The following is a 23,335-nucleotide window of genomic DNA, read 5'->3' on the forward strand; positions in this document are numbered from 1 at the left end:
AGTAGTCCTGCGCGGCGGCCGGTGCCCTCGTCATGGGACAAGTTCGGTGATCCGCGGTGAACGGACGCGGATCGGAAGCCGGGTCACGCGCCCGGCGACCCGGTGACGGATCGACCGCGCTCCAGCGCCCGCGACGGTTCCTCCGCCGCGCGGTCGGACCCGGGAACGGTGTCGTTCCCGTAGTCGAACATCGCGGTGATCCGGGTCTTGATCTCTTCGGTGGTCATCGTGCCGGTCGGGGTGAGGCCACCCGCGGCCTGTCGTGTCCTCATGGGGTCCTTCACGAGTTACTGGTAGAGGTCGTCGAGTGCCGAGGGTCGGGTCAGGCCCGGATCATCAACGCGGCGGACGCCAGGGCCGCAGTCGTCGCCGCCGCAGTGAGGACGCCGGCGAGAACGGAGCCGGTGTACGCTCCCACGGGTGCCGAGGCGACCGCTGCGGCGCCGAGGACGATGGCGGGAATCGGCAGCGGCCAGGGCATGTCGTGGCCGGACGCCCCGACCCTGCGTGATGTCGCGTTCTGCGAGCGGGTCCGGACGGTGGGGCGAGTATGTGCGGTCATCGTCGATCCACTTCGTTCGATCGGGACGCGGGTACGCCTGACATTTGGCCGCGAGTGACTCCGCGGTCGATTCCGACGGTAGGTCGCGCCCCTGTGCGGCGCCTCACCCCTGGAGGGTGAAACCGCAGGCCGAGGGTGAATATCCGGCCGCGAACAGGAGAGGAGCACCCGTTCCTGCCGCGGCTCCGGGCGGAACGGACCGTCGGCATTTTTCCTCGAATTCACCCCGCGTGCGCGTGTCGATGATTCGCTGGAGCCGTGACAGCTTCAGCGGGTGTTACCGGAACGCGGCGGAGCTCGAACCTCGCGCTGGCAACGTGGGTCTCGGCGATCAACTTCTGGGCATGGAACATGATCGGCCCCTTGTCCACGACGTATGCGGGCGACCTCTCGCTCAGCAGTACGCAGGCCTCGATCCTCGTCGCGACGCCCATCCTCGTAGGATCTCTCGGGCGCATCGTGGTGGGCTCGCTCACCGATCGTTACGGCGGCCGCGTCATGTTCATCGCGATCTCGCTGGCCTCGATCATCCCGGTGCTCGCTGTCGGTGTGGCCGGCAGCGCAGGCTCCTACCCTCTGCTGCTCGTCTTCGGCTTCTTCCTCGGCATCGCCGGAACGATCTTCGCGGTGGGTATCCCGTTCGCGAACAACTGGTACGAAGCGTCCAGGCGGGGCTTCGCGACCGGTGTCTTCGGGGCCGGCATGGTGGGGACGGCCCTGTCCGCGTTCTTCACTCCGCGGTTCGCACAGTGGTTCGGGCTGCTGGCCACCCACGTCATCGTCGCCGCGGCGCTCGCCGTCACGGCGGGGGTGTGCCTCCTCGTGATGCGTGATTCGCCGCAGTTCCGCCCGAACACCGACGCGGTCGCGCCCAAGCTTGCTGCTGCGCTGAAACTCCCCGTGACCTGGGAGATGTCGTTCCTCTATGCGGTGGTCTTCGGTGGCTTCGTGGCCTTCAGCAACTACCTCCCCACCTACATCAAGACGATCTACGGTTTCTCTGCTGTCGACGCCGGCGCGCGGACAGCGGCCTTTGCTCTGGCCGCAGTGCTGGCCCGGCCGATCGGGGGTGCCCTGTCCGACCGCATCGCCCCGAAGTACGTCGTGCTCGTGTCGTTCGCCGGGACGGCAACGATGGCCGCGATCGCGATCACCCAGCCGCCGCCGGATGTGTGGTCCGCGGCGACGTTCATCCTGCTCGCGATCTTCCTCGGCATCGGCACCGGTGGTGTCTTCGCATGGGTGGCGCGCCGCGCGCCCGCCACGTCCGTGGGATCGGTCACCGGCATCGTTGCGGCTGCCGGCGGGCTCGGCGGGTACTTTCCGCCGCTCGTCATGGGCGCCACCTACGACTCCGTCGACAACGACTACACCGTCGGTCTGCTGCTGCTCGTGGCGACCGCGCTCATCGCGCTCGTCTACACCGCGGTGAAGCTGCACGCGCACGAGTCCGTGCAGGCCGACAGCCGCTGACGATTCCGTCCCGAAGGAGTGCATGTGACCATCCACCACACCGGCGGCCCGGTCGAGGACCTGCTGCGGCGCAGCGGGCGGTTCTTCGTCCCGGGTGACGCCTCCGACGACGGCCGGACCGTCACCCGCCGCGGCGGACGCGAAGGCGACATCTTCTACCGGGACCGGTGGAGTCACGACAAGGTGGTCCGGTCCACCCACGGCGTCAACTGCACCGGTTCGTGTTCGTGGAAGATCTACGTCAAGGACGGGATCATCACGTGGGAGACGCAGGAAACCGACTACCCCACGGTGGGCCCCGACCGCCCCGAGTACGAACCGCGCGGCTGTCCCCGCGGCGCTGCGTTCTCGTGGTACACGTACTCGCCGACGCGGGTGCGCTACCCGTACGCCCGCGGCGCGCTCGTCGAGATGTACCGCGAGGCCAGGGCGCGGCTCGGCGATCCCGTTCTGGCGTGGGCCGACATCCAGGGCGATCCCGAACGGCGCCGCCGTTACCAGCGGGCCCGCGGCAAGGGCGGCCTGGTCCGGGTGACGTGGGCCGAGGCGACCGAGATGATTGCGGCGGCGCACGTGCACACCGTCCGGGAATACGGACCCGACCGGGTGGCCGGCTTCTCGCCGATCCCCGCGATGTCGATGGTGTCCTTCGCTGCCGGTTCCCGGTTCGTCGAGCTGATCGGCGGCGTCATGACGTCCTTCTACGACTGGTACGCCGACCTTCCCGTCGCCTCTCCGCAGGTGTTCGGGGACCAGACCGACGTGCCCGAATCCGGCGACTGGTGGGACGCGGCCTACCTCATGATGTGGGGATCGAACGTGCCGGTCACGCGCACACCCGACGCGCACTGGATGGCCGAGGTCCGCTACCGCGGCACGAAGGTCGTGACCGTGAGTCCCGACTACGCCGACAACACGAAGTTCGCCGACGAATGGATGCCGTGCGCGGCGGGCACCGACGGCGCGCTGGCGATGGCGATGGGCCACGTGCTGCTGACCGAGTTCTACGTCGAGCAGCGGGTCCCCTTCTTCGTCGACTACGTCCGGCAGTACACCGACCTGCCGTTCCTCGTGAAACTCGAGGAACGCGACGGCCGGCTCGTCCCGGGCAAGAACCTCACCGCGGCCGACCTCGGTCGGGACGTGGAGAACGCGGCGTTCAAGCCGGCGCTGCTCGACGGTGCGACCGACACCGTGGCGGTTCCGCACGGTTCGCTCGGCTACCGGTACGGCGACGACGGCATCGGCAAGTGGAACCTCGATCTGGGCGACCTCGTGCCGGCACTGACCGTCGCGCATCCCGGCGGCATCGCCGGCGAGGACGCGGTGACGGTGCACCTGCCGAGCTTCGACACGGTCGACGGGCACGGGGCGAGCATCGAGCGCGGAGTGCCGGTGCGGCGCGTCGGAGGACACCTGGTGTGCACCGTGTTCGACCTCATGCTTGCGCAGTACGGCGTCTCCCGTCCGGGCCTACCGGGCGTGTGGCCGACCGGCTACGACGATCCCGCCGTCCCCTACACCCCGGCGTGGCAGGAAGGCATCACGGGAGTTCCCGCCGCCCAGGCGATCCGGATCGCGAAGGAGTTCGCGCGCAACGCGGAGGAATCCGGCGGCCGGTCGATGATCATCATGGGTGCCGGCATCTGCCAGTGGTTCCATGGTGACGCGACCTACCGGGCGGTGCTGGCGTTGCTCCTTCTCACCGGGTCGATGGGCCGCAACGGGGGTGGCTGGGCCCACTACGTCGGGCAGGAGAAGTGCCGGCCCGTCACCGGCTGGGCTGCGATGGCGATGGGCACCGACTGGAGCCGGCCGCCGCGGCAGATGGCCGGTACGTCGTACTGGTACGTCCACACCGACCAGTGGCGCTACGACGGGTACCGCGCCGACGCGCTGGCGAGCCCGCTGGGCCGCGGCCGGTTCCGGGACAAGCACACGATGGACGTGATGACCTCCGCGGTCGCGATGGGGTGGACCCCGTTCTACCCGCAGTTCGACCGCAACACCCACGAGATCGCCGACGAGGCGCGGGCCGCGGGCGTGGACATCCCCGCGTACGTCGCCCGGAAACTCGCGAGCGGCGAGGTGAAACTGTCGGTCACCGACCCGGACAACCCGCGCAACTGGCCGCGGGTGCTCAACGTGTGGCGGTCCAACCTGCTCGGCTCGTCCAGCAAGGGCAACGAATACTTCCTGCGGCACCTGCTCGGGACCGACTCGAACATCCAGGGCGTGCCGACCGGTCCGGACCTGCGCCCGCACGACGTCGCCTGGCCGGACGACCTGCCCGAGGGCAAGCTCGACCTGCTGATGTCGATCGACTTCCGGATGACGTCGACCACGCTGTTCTCCGACGTGGTGCTGCCCGCCGCGACGTGGTATGAGAAGGGCGACCTGTCGAGCACCGACATGCACCCCTACATCCACGCCTTCAGTCCCGCGATCGACCCGCCGTGGGAAACGCGTTCCGACTACGATGCCTTCGGCGCCATCGCGAAGGTGTTCAGCGCGCTGGCGGCGAAGCATCTCGGAACCCGCACCGACATCGTGCTCGGCACACTGCAGCACGACACGCCGGGCGCGATGGCGTATCCGTCGGGCACGGAGAAGGATTGGCGCGTCACCGGGGAGGTGCCGGTGCCGGGCCGGACCATGGGCCCGCTCGCGGTGGTCGAACGGGACTACACCGCGATCGCCGACAAATGGTCGACTCTCGGGCCGCTCGTCGACACCCTCGGCCTGACCACCAAGGGCGTCACGACACGTCCGGTGCAGGAGGTCGCGGAGCTCGCCGCGACGTTCGGTGTGATGAATTCCGGTGCGGGGGAAGGCCGCCCGGCGGTCACGAGCGCCGAACGGATGGCCGATGTCATTCTCGCGCTGTCGGGCACCTCGAACGGCCGGCTCGCCGTCGAGGGCTTCCGTGAACTCGAGAAGCGCACCGGCCGCCGGCTCGTGCACCTCGCCGAGGGCAGCGAGGAACGCCGCATCACCTACGCCGACACCCAGGCCCGGCCGGTCCCGGTGATCACCAGCCCGGAATGGTCCGGCAGCGAGACCGGCGGGCGCCGCTACGCGCCGTTCACGGTGAACATCGAGGAACTCAAACCGTTCCACACGCTCACCGGCCGCATGCACTTCTACGTCGATCACGACTGGATCGAGGAACTCGGCGAGCAGTTGCCGACCTACCGTCCGCCGCTGGACATGTCGCGCCTGTTCGGCGAGCCCGCCGTGGGCAGCGGCGACGGCGTCGGACTGACCGTGCGGTACCTCACCCCGCACTCGAAGTGGTCGATCCACTCCGAGTACCAGGACAACCTGTTCATGCTGTCCCTCTCGCGGGGCGGTCCGACCATGTGGATGAGCCCGGGGGACGCGGCGAAGATCTCGGTGCGTGACAACGACTGGGTCGAGGCCGTCAACCGCAACGGCGTCGTGGTGTGCCGCGCGATCGTCTCGCACCGCATGCCCGACGGCGTCGTGTACGTCTACCACGCGCAGGAACGCACCATCGACGTGCCGCTCACCGAGACCACCGGCACCCGCGGCGGCATCCACAACTCGCTCACGAGGATCCTGATCAAGCCCACCCACCTGGCGGGTGGCTACGCGCAGACGTCGTTCGCGTTCAACTACCTCGGCCCCACCGGAAATCAACGCGACGAGGTGACGGTCGTACGCCGCCGGTCGCAGGAGGTCACGTACTGATGTCGACACCCACGACCACGATCCGGGAAGCGAGGCCGGCATGAAGGTGATGGCCCAGATGGCGATGGTCATGAACCTCGACAAGTGCATCGGCTGCCACACGTGCTCGGTCACCTGCAAACAGGCCTGGACCAACCGCTCCGGCACCGAATACGTGTGGTTCAACAACGTCGAGACCCGGCCCGGCCTGGGATATCCCCGTATGTACGAGGACCAGGAACGCTGGCGCGGCGGATGGATCCGCGACCGGAACGGCCGGCTGCGGCTGCGCGACGGCGGCCGGTGGAACAAGCTGTTCCGGATCTTCTCGAACCCGAAGATGCCGGCGATCGGCGACTACTACGAACCGTGGACCTACGACTACGAGAACCTCACCACCGCGCCGCTCGGCGACCAGATCCCCGTGGCGCCGCCGCGCAGCCTGATCAGCGGCAAGCCGATGAAGGTCGAATGGTCGGCGAACTGGGACGACGACCTCGGCGGCTCGCCGGAGATCGTCCCCGCCGACCCGGTGCTGAAGAAGGTCGGCGAGCAGGTCCGGCTCGAACTCGAACAGACCTTCATGTTCTACCTGCCGCGTATCTGCGAGCACTGCCTGAATCCGTCGTGCGTCTCGTCGTGCCCCTCGGGAGCGATGTACAAGCGTGTCGAGGACGGCATCGTTCTCGTCGACCAGGACCGCTGCCGCGGCTGGCGGATGTGCGTGTCCGGCTGCCCCTACAAGAAGGTGTACTTCAACCACAAGACCGGCAAGGCCGAGAAGTGCACGCTGTGCTACCCGCGCGTGGAGGTAGGCCTGCCCACCGTGTGCGCGGAAACCTGCGTGGGCCGGCTGCGGTACATCGGGCTCGTGCTCTACGACGTCGACCGGGTGCTCGAGGCCGCGTCCGTCGAGGACGAGAAGGACCTCTACGAGGCACAGCGGCAGGTGCTGCTCGACCCCCACGACCCGGAGGTGATCGCCGGCGCCCGCGCCGAGGGCATCTCCGACGAGTGGATCGAGGCCGCCCAGCGGTCGCCCGTGTACGCGCTGATCAACACGTATCGGGTTGCGCTGCCGCTGCACCCGGAGTACCGCACGATGCCGATGGTCTGGTACGTGCCGCCGCTCTCGCCGGTCGTCGACGCCGTGACCCGCGACGGCCACGACGGCGAGGACATCGGGAACCTGTTCGGTGCGCTCGAATCGCTGCGCATCCCGATCGAGTACCTGGCGGGACTGTTCACGGCGGGCGACACCGACGCCGTCGAAGCGGTGCTGCACCGGCTCGCCGCGATGCGCTCGTACATGCGCGACATCAACCTGGGCCGGGACACGCGGCCGGACATCCCCGACGCCGTCGGCATGACCGAGGAGCAGATGTACGAGATGTACCGATTGCTCGCCCTTGCCAAGTACGACGAGCGGTACGTGATCCCGACCGCCTACGCGGCCGAAGGCCACCAGCTCGAGGAATCCGCCACCGACTGCGCGTTGTCGTTCGAGGGCGGCCCCGGCATGTACGACTCCGGGCCGTTCGGCGAGGCCAGCGGAGGTCCCGTTCCCGTCGCGGTGGAAACCTTCCACGCGCTCCGGCAGCGGCAGACCTCCGAGGGGATGGCGGCGAACGCGTCGAATCCCTCCCGCGTGAACCTGCTCAACTGGGACGGCAAGGGCGTGCCCCAGGGCCTGTTCCCGGCCGGGCATCGAGTCGAGAACCGGGGGAGCGGGCGATGAGGGGGCTGCTGCGCCGTGGCGCGCGCGACACCGCATCGCGGCACCTGCAGCACCGGCTGATCCGGCAGGCGGCGTCGCTGCTGTTGGCGTACCCCGACGAGCGACTGCCGTCCCGTCTCGCGACCGTCGACCGGCTTCTCGGGCACATCACCGGGGAACCGGCGGAGCTGCTGGGCCGGACCCTCGCCGCCCTGCGCGACGGCGATCCCTTCGCCGCGCAGGCCGACTACGTCGACACGTTCGACATGCGCCGGCGCTCGACGATGTACCTCACGTACTGGACCGGCGGCGACACCCGCAACCGGGGCGCGGCGATCCACGCGTTCGCGCAGGCCTACCGCGACGCCGGCGCGGAGCCGCCGCCCGGGGAGGCGCCCGATCACCTCCCGGTGGTGCTCGAATTCGCCGCGACCGTCGACCCGGACGCGGGGGAGCAGCTGCTCGCCGCGCACCGCATCCCGATCGACGTGCTCCGGGTCGCGCTCGGCGAACGCGATTCCCCGTATGCGGCGACGATCGAGGCGGTGTGCGCGACGTTGCCCCCGGTCGGCGATCAGGAAGAGCGCCGCGCCCGGCAGCTCGCGGAGGCCGGGCCGCCGGCCGAGGCGATCGGCCTCGAACCGTTCACCCTCACCGTCCCACCGCGCCGGACCGCAACCGTCTCGGCCCAGACCCGAGCCGAAGGAGTCGACTGACCATGTCCGCAGGGGAGATCTTCTGGGACGTCGTGCCGTACGTCACCATCGCCGTGGTGGTCGTCGGCACGTGGTGGCGCTACCGCTACGACAAGTTCGGCTGGACCACCCGCTCGTCGCAGCTCTACGAGAGCAAGCTGCTGCGCATCGCCAGCCCGATGTTCCACTTCGGCATCCTCGTGGTGATCGTGGGGCACGTCATCGGTCTGCTCATCCCGCAGTCATGGACCGATGCGATCGGTCTGAGCCAGCACGCGTACCACGTGCAGGCGGTGACGCTGGGCACCGTCGCCGGGATCGCCACCCTCGTCGGGATCCTGTTGCTGATCTACCGCCGCCGCACCCGCGGACCGGTCTTCATGGCCACCACCGCCAACGACAAGCTGATGTACGTGGTGCTCGTCGCCGCGATCGTCGCGGGACTCGCCACGACCCTGATGGGCTCGGGTGTGGTGGGGGAGGAGCACAACTACCGCGAGACCGTCTCGCCGTGGTTCCGCTCCATCTGGATCCTGCAGCCGCGCGGCGACCTCATGGTGCAGGCACCCCTGTCGTTCCAGCTCCATGCGCTGATCGCCCTGGCCCTGTTCGCGCTGTGGCCGTTCACCCGCCTGGTGCACGCCTTCAGCGCACCCGTCGGATACCTGTTCCGCCCCTACGTGGTCTACCGCAGCAGGGACGTCACCCCCAAGGGGCAGCTGGTCGGGTCGCGGCCGCACCGCCGCGGGTGGTGACCGGAAGGGGTGCGCGGCGGCGCGTGTAGTGTGAGATGTTCCGTCCAGCACACCCACTCGCCTGTAGGACCGTCGAACATCTTCATGGCCGCCACCCGCCGCTCCGCCGCCGCTCCGTCCGCCGCCGTTTCGTCCGTCGTCGCCTCCGCGTCGGCACCCACCGAGCCCGACTCCGGAGTTCGGCGCACCCACCTGCCCGGGGGGCTCCGCGTCGTCACCGAGCACGTGCCCGGCGTGCGCTCGGCCGCCGTCGGCGTCTGGGTGGGCGTCGGCTCCCGCGACGAGCAGCCCTCCGTCGCCGGTGCCGCCCACTTCCTCGAGCACCTGCTGTTCAAGGCCACCCCGACCCGGACCGCGCTCGACATCGCCGAACTCGTCGACGGAGTCGGCGGCGAGCTCAACGCGTTCACCGCGAAGGAGCACACCTGCTTCTACGCCCACGTGCTCGACGACGATCTGCCCCTGGCCGTCGACCTCGTCGCCGACGTCGTGCTGCGCGGCCGTTGCCGCAGCGCCGACGTCGACGTCGAACGGCAGGTCGTCCTCGAGGAGATCGCAATGCGCGACGACGATCCCGAGGATCTGCTCGGCGACGCGTTCCTCACCGCCCTGTACGGCGACCACCCGATCGGCCGTCCGATCATCGGCTCGGTCGAATCGATCGAGGCGATGACCCGCACCCAGTTGCACTCGTTCCACGTGCGGCGGTACACGCCGGACCGCATGGTCGTCGCCGTCGCCGGTAATGTCGATCACGACCACACCGTGGAACTGGTCCGTCGCGCGTTCGCCGGGCACCTCGACCTCGACCTCGCCACGACCGCCGCCCCGCGCCGCGAGGGCAGTCTCCGCCTGCGTACGACGCCGACGCTGAGCATCACCGACCGCGACGGCGAGCAGGCCCACCTGGCGGTCGGCGTGCGATCCTTCGGCCGCCACGACCACCGGCGCTGGGCACTGTCGGTGCTCAACACCGCCGTCGGCGGCGGCTTGAGCTCACGGCTGTTCCAGGAGATCCGGGAGAAGCGCGGCCTCGCCTACTCGGTGTACTCGGGTGTGGACACCTTCGCCGACACCGGCGCGTTCTCCGTCTACGCCGGCTGCCAGCCCGAGAACCTCGGCGAGGTCGCCGCACTCGTCCGCGAGGTGCTCGCCGATGTCGCCGAGAACGGCGTCACCGAGGCCGAGTGCGCCCGCGCCAAGGGTTCGCTGCGCGGGGCTCTGGTCCTCGGCCTCGAGGACACCGGGGCCCGGATGAACCGGATCGGACGCAGCGAACTGAGCTACGGCACGCACTGGAGCGTCACCGAGACGCTCGAGCGGATCTCGTCGGTGAGTGCGGCGGAGGTCCGCGCCGTCGCCGCCGAGCTGCTGCACCGGCCGTTCGCCGCGGCTGTCGCCGGACCGTACCGCCGGCCCCGGGACCTGCCCGCCTCGGTGCGCGTCCTCGTCGCGTGACCGCGGGCTGAGCACGGTCGAGGTCGTCCGGTTGCGTAGGCTGCTGCGGGACGGCGATCGGACGAGGAAGCGTGGAGAGTCAAGTGAACGCAGCAGCAATTCGGGTGGGTGTGCTCGGCGCCAAGGGCAAGGTCGGGCAGGCGATCTGCGCGGCCGTCGAGGCGGCCGCCGACCTCGAGCTCGTTGCTGCGGTCGACCGGGGCGACAGCCTCGACGACTTCGTCGCCTCCCGGGCGCAGGTGGTGGTGGACTTCACCCACCCCGATGTGGTCATGGGCAACCTGCAGTTCCTCGTCGAGCACGGCATCCACGCCGTCGTCGGCACTACCGGATTCGACGACGCACGACTGGACCGGGTCCGCGGCTGGCTGGCCGCGCAGCCGGAGGTCGGCGTCCTGATCGCGCCGAACTTCGCGATCGGTGCCGTGCTGTCGATGCGCTTCGCGCAGGCCGCCGCGCGGTTCTTCGACTCCGTCGAGGTCATCGAGCTGCACCACCCCAACAAGGCGGACGCGCCGTCGGGCACGGCCTACCGCACCGCGGCGCTCATCGCGCAGGCCCGCGCCGCGGCCGGTGTGGGCCGCAGCCCCGACGCCACCAGCACCGAACTCGAGGGTGCCCGCGGCGCCGACGTGGAGGGGGTGCGGGTGCACTCCGTGCGTCTGGCCGGGCTCGTCGCACACCAGGAGGTGCTGCTCGGCACCCAGGGCGAGACCCTGACCATCCGCCACGACTCGATCGACCGGTCCTCCTTCGCGCCCGGCGTGCTGCTCGGCGTGCGCGAGATCGGGGACCGGCCCGGCCTCACCGTCGGCATCGACCCCCTCCTCGACCTGTGAGGGGCGACCTGGTCAAGGTCCTCGCGCCGATCGCCTTCATCGTCGTCGCGCTGGGGTTCTACTTCGTGCTGCTCGGCGGGCGCGGGCTCGAACTGGTGCGCTCCGGCAACGCCGCGGCCGTCGGGCTCGGCATCGGCGTGCTGCTGCTGCCGTTGGTGGGCGTGTGGATCGTCTACGCCACCGTGCGGGCCGGTTTCCAGCACCAGCACCTGTCCCGGCGGATCCACGAGGAGGGCCTCGAACTCGACGTGCGCGACCTGCCGCGCCGGCCGTCGGGCCGGATCGACCGCGACGCCGCCGACGCCCTGTTCGAGCGGGTCAAGAAGGAGTGGGAGGCCGACCCGGACAACTGGCGCAACTCCTACCGTCTCGCCCGCGCGTACGACTACGCCGGCGACCGCGGCCGGGCCCGGGAGACCATGCGCCGGGCCGTCGCGCTCGAGAAGCTCGAGCGCCCGCAGTCCGCCGATTGATCATGCGCCCCGGCGTCGAGCGAATGTATCGTTCATCTCCTCAGCGGTAGCGGGCGATACATTCGCTCGGTCCACGCCCCGGCCGAAGCCTGATCGCGGTTGCGGTTGTCGTTGCGGGGCAGGGACACCGATCGGTCGGCGACGTACCCTGCAGGGTGTGACCGAGGCCCCCGCCGACGGTGAGCGCACTCTGCTCGTCGTCCACCACACTCCGTCCCCGTCGACCCGCGAACTGCTCGAGGCGGTGCTGGCCGGGGCGCGTGACCCCGACATCGTGGGCGTGCGGGTGCGGACGGTGCCGGCGCTGGGTGCGACCGTGCCGGACGTGCTCGCCGCCGACGGTTACGTGTTCGGCACCACCGCGAACTTCGGATACATGTCGGGGGCACTCAAGCACTTCTTCGACACCGTCTACTACCCGTGCCTCGACGCCGTCGCGGGCCGGCCGTACGGGTTGTGGGTACACGGCAACAACGACACCGCGGGCGCCGTCGCCTCGGTGCGCAAACTCGTCACCGGACTCGCCTTGGCGCAGGTCACGGAGGATCTCGAGATCACCGGGCCGATCGACGCAAAGGTCCGTGAACGCTGCTACGAACTCGGGGCGACCGTCGCGGTGTCCGTGTCGGAGGAGTGCTGACCGTCCGGGACGTCGCAGGCACCGGACACCGCGCGGTGCGTCAGAGCTGCTGCTCGACGAACTTCGTCAGGCCCCGCTCGGCGGTCTCCATCGCCATCTTCTGCGCCTTCTTGACCATGAAGCCGGGCAGCGGGATCTTCGGATCGATCGTGAGGGTGAAGTCGACGCGGGTGCCGCTCTCGGTGGCGGTGAGGGTGTAGGTGCCGTCCTGCTGGTGCTGCTGGTGGCTCTCGACCAGGGTCCAGGACATCGATTCGTCGCCGTTCCAGTAGTAGTCCACCACCTGCTCGTCGTGGAGACCGATGATGGAGACGGTCATGCGCACGCGGTGCGGGCGGCCGTCCGGGTGGGTGGTCTCGACGACGACGGTCTTGTGGGGCCCGGACCACTCCGGCAGCCGGTCGACCGCGGCGATTCCCGCCATCACGCGACCCGGGTCGGCCTTGATCTCGAAACTGCTGGAACTGCTGACGGCCATGGGCTCACTTCCTCGTCTTTCGGGTGACGTGCGTCGGCAATGTACCGCACGGCCTCCCGCTCAACCGTCCTCGCGCTCGGACGGTTCCGACGTAGCGGACGGGCCGGGCCCGGTCTCCTCGGCGCGACGCGTCGCGGCGCGCTCGTCGGCGCGGCGCTGATACCGCATCTGCTCGCGCAGCGCCCCCTGGACGGCCTGCGACACCCACGAGTTCAGTGACACGCCGTTCTGGGCCGCCGCCTCCTCGGCGCGTGCCTTGATCTGCTCGACGAGGCGCAGCGTCACCCGGCTGATGTCCCCGGTGACGTCCTCGAAAGTCGTTGCGGTGCCTGTGGTTTCGGTGGGCGCATCCGTGTGCACCTCGAGCACCGCCGCGCTGCCGTCGAGACGCACGGTGACCACCCGGTCGCCGAGCTCCTTCGAGACCTCCGCCGCCATGTCCGACAGTGCCCGCAGCACGGCCAGGCGGGCGGGCGCGGCGACCGCTGTGGTGAGGGCTGCCGCGGTCCGGCGGGTCTGTTCGTCGCCGAGCTCCGCGGCGGCGACGAGGGACTCGGTGATCGCGTCCAGGTACGGGTCCAGGTTCATGACGCCATACTGATGTCAACGATGATGTCAGTCAAGACGTCAACACGCGGCCCGCGTCCGGTGCCGCCCGCGGCGGCGCTACGGTTCGACTGGATCGACAACCTGGAGGAGAACCGATGGCGCCCGAGCCCGTCACGCTGAAGGTCAGGCTGGTGGCCAAGACCGAGTTCGTCCCGCCCGCCGACGTGCCCTGGGAGACCGACGCCGACGGCGGGGAGGCACTCGCCGAGTTCGCCGGCCGGGCCTGCTACCAGAGCTGGTCCAAGCCCAACCCGCGCACGGCCACGAACGCCGGGTACCTACGCCACCTGCTCACCGTCGGGCACCTGTCCGTGCTCGAGCACGGTTCGGTGAGCTTCTACATCACCGGCATCTCCCGGTCGTGCACCCACGAACTCATCCGGCACCGGCACTTCTCCTATTCCCAGCTGTCCCAGCGGTTCGTCCGCGGCAGCGACGCGCCGGTCGTGGTCCCGCCGGCCGTGGCGGGGGATCCGCGGCTCGAGGAACTGTTCCTCGCCGCCGCCGAGTCCAGCCGGGCCGCGTACATCGAACTGCTCGACGCGCTCGACGCGAAACTGTCCCACCTGCCCGAGGGGCCGATCCGCGCGAAACAGGCCCGCGAGGCCGCGCGATCGGTGCTGCCCAACGCCACCGAGACCCGCGTCGTCGTCACCGGCAACTACCGGTCCTGGCGGCACTTCGTGGCCATGCGCGCGACCGAGCACGCCGACGTCGAGATCCGCCGCCTCGCCGTCGAGTGCCTGCGTCAGCTGCAGGACGCCGCGCCGAACATCTTCGGCGACTTCACCATCACCCGCCTGCCCGACGGCTCCGAGGTCGCCGCCAGCGCCTTCGCCGCCGACACCTGACCGGCAGGTGTGTGTGGAACAGCCCCCGTCACGCGGTAGCCTTCTGACCATGACCAACGGTGATTCCGCTTCTGCTGTCGAGCTTCCGTTCGGCACCATCGCCACAGCGATGGTGACCCCGTTCACCGCCGACGGCAAGCTCGACGTGGACGCGGGTGTGCGTCTTGCCGCCTACCTGGTCGACGGCGGCTGCGATGCGCTGGTTCTCGCGGGCACCACCGGCGAATCGCCGACCACCACCGAGAACGAGAAGCTCGAGCTGATGCGCGCCGTGCTCGCCGCGGTGGGGGACCGCGCGAAGATCATCGCCGGCGCCGGCAGCAACGACACCGCCCACAGCGTCGAACTCGCCCGCGACGCCGCGCGGGCCGGCGCCCACGGCCTGCTCGTCGTCACTCCGTACTACTCGCGGCCGCCGCAGGCCGGGCTCTACGCCCACTTCACGGCCGTCGCGAACGCCACCGACCTGCCGGTCATGCTCTACGACATCCCACCGCGCTCGGTCGTGCCGATCGAAACGGAGACGCTGCGCCGGCTCGCGGAGCATCCGCGCATCGTGGCGGTCAAGGACGCCAAGGGCGACCTCAACGCCGGTGCCGAGCTCATCGGCACCACCGACCTGAAGTTCTACTCCGGCGACGACCCGCTGAACCTGCCGTGGCTGTCCGTCGGCGCCGTCGGATTCGTCAGTGTCATCGGGCATCTCGTTCCCGGCCGGCTGCGCGAGCTGTACGACGCCTTCCAGGCCGGCGACCTCGTCCGCGCCCGCGCGGTCAACCTGAGCCTCATGCCGATCCTGCGCGCCGTCTCCCGCCTCGGCGGGGTGAGCGCGTCGAAGGCAGGTCTGCGGTTGATGGGTCTCGACGTCGGCGAGCCGCGCCTGCCCCAGGTGGCGCCGACCTCTGCGCAGATCGACGCGCTCGCCGCGGATCTGCACGCCGCGGGGGTGCTCGCGTGAGCCGCCCGTCGCGCGGCCGGGGCCGCGCCACCCGCAACGCCGGACCGCCCAGCGGCCGGCCCGCGCGCCGGACCGTGCAGACCTCGGCCAACACCCAGCGGCCCGATCCGCGCAAGGTGGCGGACATGTCGGGGCGCCTCGGCACCCCGCCGAAGGCGCCGCCGAAGGGCCTGCGCGTCGTCGCGCTCGGCGGCATCGGCGAGATCGGCCGCAACATGACGGTCTTCGAGCATCAGGGCCGGCTCCTCGTCATCGACTGCGGCGTGCTCTTCCCCGAGGACCAGCAGCCCGGCGTCGACCTGATCCTGCCGGACTTCCGGCACATCGAGGACCGCATGGACGACGTCGAAGCCGTCGTCCTCACCCACGGCCACGAGGATCACATCGGGGCGGTGCCGTTCCTGCTGCGCCTGCGTCCCGACATCCCGGTCGTGGGCTCGAAGTTCACCCTCGCGCTCGTCGCCGCGAAATGCCGCGAGCACCGGCTGCGGCCCAACCTCGTCGAAGTCGTCGAGGGGGACAAGACCACGCACGGCCCGTTCGAGTGCGAGTACTTCGCCGTCAACCACTCGATCCCGGACGCGCTCGCCGTCGCCGTCCGCACCGAGGCCGGGCTCGTGCTGCACACCGGCGACATCAAGCTCGACCAGTTGCCGCTCGACGGCCGCCTCACCGACCTCGCCGGATTCTCCCGGCTCGGCGACGAGGGCGTCGACCTGTTCCTCGTCGACTCCACCAACGCCGAGGTGCCGGGCTTCGTGATGCCCGAACGCGAGATCGGCGGCGTCCTGGACAACGTCATCGGCAAGGCCACCCAGCGCGTGATCGTCGCGTCCTTCGCCAGCCACGTGCACCGCATCCAGCAGGTCGTCGACGTCGCCGGGCGGTACAACCGCCGCATCGCCTTCGTCGGACGGTCGATGGTGCGCAACATGCAGATCGCGCAGGACCTCGGCTACCTGCGGGTGCCGGACGGGCTCGTCGTCGATCTCGACACCGCCGCGACATTGCCCGACAACCGGCTCGTGCTGATCTCCACCGGCTCGCAGGGTGAACCGCTGTCCGCGCTGTCGCGCATGGCGCGCGGCGAGCACCGCCAGATCAACATCAAGGCCGACGATCTCGTCATCCTGGCTTCCTCCCTGATCCCGGGCAACGAGAATTCGGTGTTCGCGGTCGTCAACGGCCTCGCCAAGCGAGGCGCCACCGTCGTCACCCAGCAGAACGCGAAGGTGCACGTCTCCGGCCACGCCTCCGCGGGCGAGCTGCTGTACCTGTACAACGCGGTGCGCCCGACGAATGCGATGCCGGTGCACGGCGAATGGCGGCACCTGCGGGCCAACGCGGCGCTGGCCGAGGCGACCGGGGTGCCGCGGGACCGGATCGTGCTCGCCGAGGACGGCGTGGTCGTCGACCTCGTCGACGGGCTCGCGGAGATCGTCGGACAGGTACCCGTCGGCCACGTCTACGTCGACGGCCTGTCCGTCGGTGACGTCGGCGAATCGACCCTGTCGGACCGGTTGATCCTCGGCGAGGGCGGCTTCATCTCCATCTCCGTCGCCGTGGACGAGAACGGTCGCGCCGTGAGCACCCCGGGGGTGTCCGGCCGCGGCTTCTCCGACGACCCGGGAGCGCTCTCCGAGGCCGCGCAACTCGTGGACAAGGTCCTCAACGAGCTCGCCGCCGAGGGTATCGACGACGCCCACCGCATCGCCCAGGCGATCCGCCGTGTCGTCGGGCGCTGGGTGTCCGACACCTACCGTCGCCGGCCGATGATCGTGCCGACGGTGATCACCGTCCCGGGCCCGGCGTAGCCGCGCCGGCGCAACCGCACCCTGCCGTGCCGGACGGTCCGGCGCTACCGGACGGTCCGGCACTACAGTGGGCCGCGTGAGCCTCGCCCGTGACGAACGACACGCACTCGTCCGCACCATGACACGGACCGGTCCCGACGCCCCCACCCTGTGCGGGGACTGGACCGCCCGGGACCTCGCCGCCCACCTCGTGGTCCGCGAACGCCGGATCGACACGATGCCGGGCATCGTCCTGCCACCCCTGGCCGGGCACACCGAGCGGGTGCGCGCCGAGGCGGCGGGAGGGTCGTGGGAGCAACTGCTCGCCGACATCGAGTCCGGACCGCCGATATGGTCGCCGCTGTACCTCGTCGACGGACTCGCCAATGCCGCGGAGATGTTCGTCCACCACGAGGACGTGCGGCGCGCCGCGCCCGGGTGGGAGCCGCGACCGCTCGACCCGTCGACCCAGGACCGCCTGTGGCAGATGGCCCGGCAGGTCGGCCGGCGCGGCTATCGCGGCACCGACGTCACGGTGGTGTTCGAACGCCCCGACGGCACCCGCGCGACGGTCCGGCGTCGCGGGCCGCGCACCGTGGTCCTGCGCGGCGAACCCGCCGAGCTGCTCCTGCATGCGTTCGGCCGTGACGAGGTGCGCGTCGAGACGTCCGGGGAGGCGGCCGACGTCGCGGAGGTCGCCGCATCCGGTCGCGGCATCTGATCCGTCCCGGCGCCGGTGTGACCACCGCGTGCGGCTGATGCCGGTGTTGCGGATGGTTCGGTTGTGGACATTGCGACTAACCTGACGGGTATGGCAGGAAAGTCGGGTGCCCGCGGATCGTCGTCAACGACCTCACGGTCGAGGTCGGGCGCGCGCGGCTCGTCCGCCGCCGCGGGCTCGTCGTCGCGGACGAAGAGCAGCACCCGCAAGCCCGCCCCGACGACCCGCCGGCAACCGGCCGCGCGGCGCCCGGCCCGCGCCACCACCCCCCGGCGCAAGGCGCCCGCCCGCTCGTCGCGGGGCAGCGTCCTGCACACGCTCGGTCGCGGGATCGGGAGCGGCTGGACGATGATCGCCCGCGGTGTGGGCGCCACCACCCGCACGATGGGCAGGGTGACGGAGGTCGAGCACGGCCACCGCCGCGACGGCATCGCCCTCGGGCTCATCGCCGCGAGCGTCGTCGTCGCCGGCACCGTCTGGTTCGCGGTCGGTGGCCCGCTCGGGGGCTGGCTCGAGACCGCAGTCCGCGCGGTCGTCGGCGGCGCCAGCGCGGTGCTGCCGCTGGCCGGCCTCGTGATCGCCGTCGTCCTCATGCGCACCGAGCCGCGGCCGGAGATCCGGCCCCGGCTCGTCCTCGGGTCGCTGCTCGTCGCGCTTCCCGCACTCGGCCTGTGGCACATCGCCTCGGGTATGCCGGACGACGGCCCGGGCCGCGAGGGCGGCGCCGGGTTCGTCGGCTACCTGGTGGGCGGACCCCTCACCGACGGTCTGACGGTGTGGCTGTCGGTTCCGTTGCTGCTGATGGCGGCCGGCTTCGGGATCCTGCTGCTCACCGGCACGACGATCCGGGAACTGCCCGGCATGTTCCGCGACTACTTCGGTCTGCACTACCGAGCCGACGACGAGTACGGCGAGTACGACCCGGACCCTGCCGGCGGCTACGACCCGGAGCGCGACCCGACCCTGTTCGACGCCGACGGCTATCCCGTCGAGCGGCGCACCCGGACCCGGCGGCGCACCCCGGTCGAGAACTACCCCACGGACGAGTTCGACGGCGACGCCCGCACCGAGGTGCTGCCCCTGTGGGAGCCGGATCCGGCGCCCGCCACGTCGCCGGCACCCGAACCCGAACCGGCGCCGGAACCGCCGCGGGCCCGCACCCGGCCCAAGGCGGCCCCCGCACCGGTCCCGCCGGCGGAGGAGCCACCCGCCGACGACAAGCTCGAGCCGCTCGTGCCCGATCGGGTGGTCGAGGGCGACTACACCCTGCCGTCGCTCGGGCTGCTGCTCGAGGGCGACCCACCCAAGCAGCACAGTTCGGCGAACGATCAGATGATCGAGGCCATCACCGAGGTGCTCGAGCAGTTCAAGATCGACGCCGCCGTCACCGGCTTCACCCGCGGCCCGACGGTCACGCGGTACGAGGTGGAACTCGGCCCGGGTGTGAAGGTCGAGAAGATCACCGCACTCGCCCGCAACATCGCCTACGCCGTGGCCACCGACAACGTGCGACTGCTCGCGCCGATCCCCGGCAAGTCCGCGGTCGGCATCGAGGTCCCGAACTCGGATCGTGAGCTGGTGCGTCTCGCCGATGTGCTCGCCGCACCGTCGACCCGCAAGGACCATCACCCGCTGGTGATCGGGCTCGGCAAGGACATCGAGGGCGACTTCGTCTGCGCGAACCTGGCGAAGATGCCGCACCTGCTGGTCGCCGGCTCCACCGGCTCCGGCAAGTCGAGCTTCGTCAACTCGATGCTGGTGTCGCTGCTCGTGCGCGCCACGCCGGACGAGGTCCGGATGATCCTCATCGACCCGAAAATGGTCGAGCTCACGCCCTACGAGGGCATCCCGCACCTGATCACGCCCATCATCACCCAGCCGAAGAAGGCGGCCGCCGCCCTCGCGTGGCTGGTGGAGGAGATGGAACAGCGCTACCAGGACATGCAGGCCAACCGGGTGCGGCACATCGACGACTTCAACACCAAGGTCAGGTCCGGCGAGATCACCGCGCCGCTCGGCAGCGAGCGCGTCTACCGGCCCTACCCGTACATCCTGGCGATCGTCGACGAGCTCGCCGACCTGATGATGACGGCCCCGCGCGACGTGGAGGACGCGATCGTGCGGATCACCCAGAAGGCCCGCGCCGCCGGCATCCATCTGGTGCTCGCCACGCAGCGGCCCTCGGTGGACGTCGTGACCGGCCTGATCAAGACGAACGTGCCGTCGCGGCTCGCGTTCGCCACGTCGTCGCTGACCGACTCCCGGGTCATCCTCGACCAGCCCGGTGCCGAGAAGCTCATCGGCATGGGCGACGGCCTGTTCCTGCCGATGGGCGCCGGCAAGCCGATCCGGATGCAGGGCGCGTTCATCACCGACGAGGAGATCGCGGCCGTCGTCGACTTCGCCAAGAACCAGAAGGAACCGGAGTACACCGAGGGCGTCACGACGGCGAAGGCGGGCGAGAAGAAGGACGTCGACCCCGACATCGGCGACGACCTCGACGTTCTCCTGCAGGCGGTCGAGCTGGTGGTGTCGAGCCAGTTCGGTTCGACGTCGATGCTGCAGCGCAAGCTGCGCGTCGGCTTCGCGAAGGCGGGTCGGCTGATGGATCTGATGGAGACCCGCGGCGTCGTCGGTCCCAGCGAGGGGTCCAAGGCGCGGGAGGTCCTGGTCAAACCGGAGGAACTCGACGGCCTGCTGTTCTCGATCCGCGGCGGCGGGGACGGGGCGGCGCCGGCGCCGGCGGAGTAGGGCCGGCGGCACGGTTCGATGCCGCGACCCGCGTGTGGTTGAATGGGAGACGTGGAGGGGAGTATCCCCTAACCCGCGGCAGTTCCGTCAACACGTGCGACACCGATGTCGTTCCGGGGCTGCCGACCTCGAAGCCGCACCGTCGAGCTGCGATCCGAGGTGGGAGAGACCTCCGGTGGTTAGCTGTACCTACCGGAGGAATATCTGCCGATGCATGTCACCCCGCTCACCTGGATCGTCACCATCCTGGTGATTCTCGGGCTCTTCGTCTTCGACTTCTACGCCCACGTCCGCAAACCGCACGCGCCGTCGCTGCGCGAGTCAGGCTTCTGGTCGGCGGTGTTCATCGGCCTCGCCGTGGTGTTCGGCGTCGTGGTGTTCGCGATCTGGGGGCCGACGTACGGCGGTGAGTACTTCGCCGGTTACGTCACCGAGAAGGCCCTCAGCGTCGACAACCTGTTCGTGTTCGTCATCATCATGTCGACCTTCGCGGTGCCGCGCGAGTACCAGCAGAAGGTGCTCACGATCGGCATCGTCCTGGCGCTCGTGATGCGCGGGGCGTTCATCGCCGTGGGTGCCGCGGCCATCAACGCCTACAGCTGGGTGTTCTACCTGTTCGGGGCGTTCCTCATCTACACCGCGATCAAGCTGATCCGCGAGCACGGAGACGAGGTCGAGCACGAGAAGGAGCGGGAGAACCGCATCGTCTCGCTGGTCCGCAAGGTGTACCCGACCACCGACGAGTACCACGGCGACAAGCTGTTCACCCGGATCGACGGCAAGCGCTTCGCCACCCCGATGCTGCTCGCCCTCGCCGCCATCGGCTTCACCGACATCCTGTTCGCGCTCGACTCGATCCCGGCGATCTACGGCCTCACCAGCGAGCCCTACCTGGTGTTCACCGCCAACGCGTTCGCCCTGATGGGCCTGCGGCAGCTGTTCTTCCTCATCGGCGGTCTGCTCGAGCGGTTGGTCTACCTGTCCTACGGCCTGTCCGTGATCCTCGCGTTCATCGGCGTCAAGCTGGTGCTGCACGCGCTGCACGAGAACACCCTGTCGTTCGTCAACGGCGGTGAGCACGTCGCGGTGCCGGAGATCTCGACCTGGCTGTCGCTGGGCGTGATCGTCGGCGTGCTGGTGGTGACGACCGTCGCGAGCCTGCTCAAGACGCGCAGCGAGAAGGCCGACCTCACCTGACCTTCCCGCCGCGCCGGTGACGGGCGTCAGTCGTTGAAGACGCCCATCACCGGGAGCCACTGCGTGATCCGGACCTCGTCGAGCAGCCCCTGACGGGCGAACGGATCCTGAGCCATGACCTCCCGCACCGCGGGCTCGTCCGCGGCCTCGACGAGGATCAGTGCGCCGGACCCGTCGGCCCACGGGCCGGTCGCGCGCACCGTCCCGGCCTCGACGAGTTCGCCGAGCCAGCCGCGGTGGGCGGGCCGGTGCTCGTCGCGGCCGCTCGCGGTGGCCTCGGAGTAGGTGTACTCGACGGCGAACAGGGGCATGGGTCCTCGCATTCGTGACAGGTGGGCGGAAGGGGGCGGCTCAGAGCGTGAGCAGCATCCGGGTGTTTCCGAGGGTGTTCGGTTTGACGTAGCTCAGATCCAGGAACTCGGCGACACCGGTGTCGTACGAGCGGCACATCTCCGCGTACACCTCGGCGGTGACGGGTGTGCCGTCGATCTCGGTGAATCCGTGCCGGCCGAAGAACTCGACCTCGAACGTGAGCACGAACAGCCGTTCGAGTTCGAGTTCGCGGGCGACGTCGATCAGGCGGGACACCACGAGGTGGCCGACCCCGCGACCCTTGACCCGGGGATCCACCGCGACGGTCCGGATCTCGCCCAGGTCGGACCACAGCACGTGCAGGGCCCCGCAGCCGACCACGGTGCCCGTCGTCTCGGCCACCCAGAACTCCTGCACGGCCTCGTACAGCGTGACGAGGTTCTTCTCCAGGAGGATCTTGCCCGAGTAGATGTCGACCAGCCGCTTGATCTCCGGAATGTCGCCGGTTCGCGCACGTCGTACGAGGATGCGGTCGTGAGTCCCCTGGTCCGTCGTCCGCGAAGTCATAGTGGTGAACAGTAGCCGGTCGCTCTACCGATATTGTGTCCGTGTGCCGGTCGGATCCCCATGCTCACGTGTCGCCCCGGCGGACCCGGGTCCGCCTCGTCCTGCGGCGACGTCCGTGGCGCGGAGGCCGGCGTGAGCGCGCCGCATCCGGAGGTGGCCGGAACCGGCGGTGCGGCGGCGGCTCCCGGGCCGCATGCCCCCGCGGCCGCGGAGCCGGTCCCGCTGTGGAACATCGCCAACATCCTCACCATGCTGCGGATCGTTCTGGTGCCGGTCTTCCTTCTGGTGCTGTTCGTCGGCGACGGTCACGACGTCGCGTGGCGCATCGCCGCGACGGGTGTGTTCGCCGTCGCGGCGATCACGGACCGCATCGACGGACAGCTCGCCCGCAAGTACGGACTCGTGACCGATTTCGGCAAGCTCGCCGATCCGATCGCCGACAAGGCGCTCATCGGCGCCGCCCTCGTGGGCCTGTCGCTGCTCGGTGACCTGTCGTGGTGGGTGACCGGCATCATCGCGGCCCGCGAGCTCGGCGTCACGGCGCTGCGCTTCTTCGTGCTGCGGCACGCGGTGATCCCCGCCAGCCGCGGCGGGAAGGCCAAGACCCTGGTCCAGACGCTCGCGATCGTGCTGTACCTGCTCCCGCTGCCGGAGGCGGCGATGCCCTTCGCCGTCGCCCTCATGGGACTCGCGGTGATCCTGACGGTGGGCACCGGCATCGACTACGTGGTCCAGGCGGCGCGACTGCGCGCCGGGGTGCACCGCGTCGAACAACAGCACGGGGAGTGAGGCG

22 protein-coding genes are annotated in these 23,335 nt (G+C 70.1%); 16 read left to right on the forward strand and 6 right to left on the reverse strand.

Annotated elements, in window-relative coordinates:
- Positions 1-83 precede the first annotated feature (83 nt).
- Together G6039_RS10810 and G6039_RS10815 are read right to left on the reverse strand one after the other, a co-directional pair.
- Positions 84-272, reverse strand: coding sequence for a hypothetical protein (locus tag G6039_RS10810; RefSeq protein WP_043798223.1), 189 nt, complete (start codon positions 270-272; stop codon positions 84-86).
- Positions 273-322: 50 nt separating this feature from the next.
- Positions 323-562 (reverse strand): hypothetical protein, encoded by a 240-nt coding sequence (locus G6039_RS10815; protein ID WP_043798219.1) that lies wholly within the window; start codon positions 560-562, stop codon positions 323-325.
- 258 nt (positions 563-820) lie between these two features.
- On the opposite strand from G6039_RS10815, the gene G6039_RS10820 reads away from it, so the two are divergent.
- The 9 genes from G6039_RS10820 (at position 821) to G6039_RS10860 (ending at position 12,305) form a co-directional block, all read left to right on the forward strand.
- Positions 821-2,035, forward strand: a complete 1,215-nt coding sequence (locus G6039_RS10820) for a nitrate/nitrite transporter (protein ID WP_080688487.1) — start codon at positions 821-823, stop codon at positions 2,033-2,035.
- 24 nt (positions 2,036-2,059) lie between these two features.
- Positions 2,060-5,749: a nitrate reductase subunit alpha gene (locus G6039_RS10825; RefSeq protein WP_043798213.1), complete on the forward strand. Its 3,690-nt coding sequence runs from the start codon at positions 2,060-2,062 to the stop codon at positions 5,747-5,749.
- A gap of 40 nt (positions 5,750-5,789) precedes the next feature.
- Positions 5,790-7,466: a nitrate reductase subunit beta gene (gene narH / locus G6039_RS10830; RefSeq protein WP_006948304.1), complete on the forward strand. Its 1,677-nt coding sequence runs from the start codon at positions 5,790-5,792 to the stop codon at positions 7,464-7,466.
- Positions 7,463-8,161 carry a nitrate reductase molybdenum cofactor assembly chaperone gene (gene narJ, locus G6039_RS10835; protein ID WP_043798211.1) on the forward strand — a complete coding sequence of 233 codons (699 nt, stop codon included), beginning with the start codon at positions 7,463-7,465 and terminating at the stop codon, positions 8,159-8,161. The genes narH and narJ overlap by 4 nt, the downstream gene beginning before the upstream one ends.
- 2 nt (positions 8,162-8,163) lie before the next feature.
- Entirely contained in the window at positions 8,164-8,895 is a 732-nt protein-coding gene (gene narI, locus G6039_RS10840; protein ID WP_043798208.1) for a respiratory nitrate reductase subunit gamma, read from the forward strand.
- Positions 8,896-8,979: 84 nt separating this feature from the next.
- Positions 8,980-10,353 (forward strand): M16 family metallopeptidase, encoded by a 1,374-nt coding sequence (locus G6039_RS10845; RefSeq protein ID WP_043798206.1) that lies wholly within the window; start codon positions 8,980-8,982, stop codon positions 10,351-10,353.
- 83 nt (positions 10,354-10,436) lie between these two features.
- Positions 10,437-11,192 carry a 4-hydroxy-tetrahydrodipicolinate reductase gene (gene dapB / locus G6039_RS10850; protein WP_029543311.1) on the forward strand — a complete coding sequence of 252 codons (756 nt, stop codon included), beginning with the start codon at positions 10,437-10,439 and terminating at the stop codon, positions 11,190-11,192.
- Positions 11,189-11,665, forward strand: a complete 477-nt coding sequence (locus G6039_RS10855) for a hypothetical protein (protein WP_029543312.1) — start codon at positions 11,189-11,191, stop codon at positions 11,663-11,665. The genes dapB and G6039_RS10855 overlap by 4 nt, the downstream gene beginning before the upstream one ends.
- A 157-nt stretch (positions 11,666-11,822) precedes the next feature.
- Complete coding sequence (locus tag G6039_RS10860) at positions 11,823-12,305, forward strand: flavodoxin family protein (protein ID WP_006948298.1); 483 nt, start codon at positions 11,823-11,825, stop codon at positions 12,303-12,305.
- A 40-nt stretch (positions 12,306-12,345) separates the two neighbouring features.
- On the opposite strand, the gene G6039_RS10865 is transcribed toward G6039_RS10860, so the two are convergent.
- On the reverse strand, positions 12,346-12,783 hold the full coding sequence (locus G6039_RS10865; RefSeq protein WP_006948297.1) for an SRPBCC family protein: 438 nt from the start codon (positions 12,781-12,783) through the stop codon (positions 12,346-12,348).
- 60 nt (positions 12,784-12,843) lie between these two features.
- Positions 12,844-13,371 (reverse strand): toxin-antitoxin system HicB family antitoxin, encoded by a 528-nt coding sequence (locus G6039_RS10870; protein ID WP_043798204.1) that lies wholly within the window; start codon positions 13,369-13,371, stop codon positions 12,844-12,846.
- 116 nt (positions 13,372-13,487) lie between these two features.
- Between G6039_RS10870 and thyX the strand changes: the two genes are divergently transcribed.
- From thyX to G6039_RS10900, 6 genes are all read left to right on the forward strand, one after another.
- Positions 13,488-14,243 carry an FAD-dependent thymidylate synthase gene (thyX, locus tag G6039_RS10875; protein WP_006948294.1) on the forward strand — a complete coding sequence of 252 codons (756 nt, stop codon included), beginning with the start codon at positions 13,488-13,490 and terminating at the stop codon, positions 14,241-14,243.
- A gap of 49 nt (positions 14,244-14,292) precedes the next feature.
- Entirely contained in the window at positions 14,293-15,201 is a 909-nt protein-coding gene (gene dapA / locus G6039_RS10880; RefSeq protein ID WP_006948292.1) for a 4-hydroxy-tetrahydrodipicolinate synthase, read from the forward strand.
- Positions 15,198-17,015, forward strand: coding sequence for a ribonuclease J (locus G6039_RS10885; protein WP_006948291.1), 1,818 nt, complete (start codon positions 15,198-15,200; stop codon positions 17,013-17,015). The genes dapA and G6039_RS10885 overlap by 4 nt, the downstream gene beginning before the upstream one ends.
- Before the next feature lie 76 nt (positions 17,016-17,091).
- Complete coding sequence (locus tag G6039_RS10890) at positions 17,092-17,715, forward strand: TIGR03085 family metal-binding protein (RefSeq protein WP_043798266.1); 624 nt, start codon at positions 17,092-17,094, stop codon at positions 17,713-17,715.
- A 90-nt stretch (positions 17,716-17,805) separates the two neighbouring features.
- A complete protein-coding gene (locus G6039_RS10895) occupies positions 17,806-20,466 on the forward strand; it encodes an FtsK/SpoIIIE family DNA translocase (protein ID WP_174824769.1) in 2,661 nt (886 codons plus the stop codon).
- Positions 20,467-20,676: 210 nt separating this feature from the next.
- Positions 20,677-21,663 (forward strand): TerC family protein, encoded by a 987-nt coding sequence (locus tag G6039_RS10900; protein ID WP_006948285.1) that lies wholly within the window; start codon positions 20,677-20,679, stop codon positions 21,661-21,663.
- A 26-nt stretch (positions 21,664-21,689) separates the two neighbouring features.
- On the opposite strand, the gene G6039_RS10905 is transcribed toward G6039_RS10900, so the two are convergent.
- Together G6039_RS10905 and G6039_RS10910 are read right to left on the reverse strand one after the other, a co-directional pair.
- Positions 21,690-21,974, reverse strand: coding sequence for a YciI family protein (locus tag G6039_RS10905; protein ID WP_006948284.1), 285 nt, complete (start codon positions 21,972-21,974; stop codon positions 21,690-21,692).
- A gap of 40 nt (positions 21,975-22,014) precedes the next feature.
- Positions 22,015-22,542: an amino-acid N-acetyltransferase gene (locus tag G6039_RS10910; protein ID WP_174824768.1), complete on the reverse strand. Its 528-nt coding sequence runs from the start codon at positions 22,540-22,542 to the stop codon at positions 22,015-22,017.
- A gap of 132 nt (positions 22,543-22,674) precedes the next feature.
- Between G6039_RS10910 and pgsA the strand changes: the two genes are divergently transcribed.
- Positions 22,675-23,331: a CDP-diacylglycerol--glycerol-3-phosphate 3-phosphatidyltransferase gene (gene pgsA / locus G6039_RS10915; RefSeq protein ID WP_006948282.1), complete on the forward strand. Its 657-nt coding sequence runs from the start codon at positions 22,675-22,677 to the stop codon at positions 23,329-23,331.
- The last annotated feature ends 4 nt before the right edge of the window (positions 23,332-23,335 follow it).

Origin of the sequence: Rhodococcus aetherivorans, from assembly GCF_011058165.1 — a bacterium.
Taxonomy (GTDB): Bacteria; Actinomycetota; Actinomycetes; order Mycobacteriales; family Mycobacteriaceae; genus Rhodococcus; species Rhodococcus aetherivorans.

Bases quoted from the DNA above. Each gene is read 5' to 3' on its own strand.
- G6039_RS10900 (WP_006948285.1), top strand. From the start codon at position 20,677: ATGCATGTCACCCCGCTCACCTGGATCGTCACCATCCTGGTGATTCTC.
- narJ (WP_043798211.1), top strand. From the start codon at position 7,463: ATGAGGGGGCTGCTGCGCCGTGGCGCGCGCGACACCGCATCGCGGCAC.
- G6039_RS10845 (WP_043798206.1), top strand. From the start codon at position 8,980: ATGGCCGCCACCCGCCGCTCCGCCGCCGCTCCGTCCGCCGCCGTTTCG.
- G6039_RS10905 (WP_006948284.1), bottom strand. From the start codon at position 21,974: ATGCCCCTGTTCGCCGTCGAGTACACCTACTCCGAGGCCACCGCGAGC.
- G6039_RS10810 (WP_043798223.1), bottom strand. From the start codon at position 272: ATGAGGACACGACAGGCCGCGGGTGGCCTCACCCCGACCGGCACGATG.
- G6039_RS10815 (WP_043798219.1), bottom strand. From the start codon at position 562: ATGACCGCACATACTCGCCCCACCGTCCGGACCCGCTCGCAGAACGCG.
- G6039_RS10865 (WP_006948297.1), bottom strand. From the start codon at position 12,783: ATGGCCGTCAGCAGTTCCAGCAGTTTCGAGATCAAGGCCGACCCGGGT.
- narI (WP_043798208.1), top strand. From the start codon at position 8,164: ATGTCCGCAGGGGAGATCTTCTGGGACGTCGTGCCGTACGTCACCATC.
- G6039_RS10895 (WP_174824769.1), top strand. From the start codon at position 17,806: ATGGCAGGAAAGTCGGGTGCCCGCGGATCGTCGTCAACGACCTCACGG.
- dapA (WP_006948292.1), top strand. From the start codon at position 14,293: ATGACCAACGGTGATTCCGCTTCTGCTGTCGAGCTTCCGTTCGGCACC.
- narH (WP_006948304.1), top strand. From the start codon at position 5,790: ATGAAGGTGATGGCCCAGATGGCGATGGTCATGAACCTCGACAAGTGC.
- G6039_RS10870 (WP_043798204.1), bottom strand. From the start codon at position 13,371: ATGAACCTGGACCCGTACCTGGACGCGATCACCGAGTCCCTCGTCGCC.
- G6039_RS10910 (WP_174824768.1), bottom strand. From the start codon at position 22,542: ATGACTTCGCGGACGACGGACCAGGGGACTCACGACCGCATCCTCGTA.
- thyX (WP_006948294.1), top strand. From the start codon at position 13,488: ATGGCGCCCGAGCCCGTCACGCTGAAGGTCAGGCTGGTGGCCAAGACC.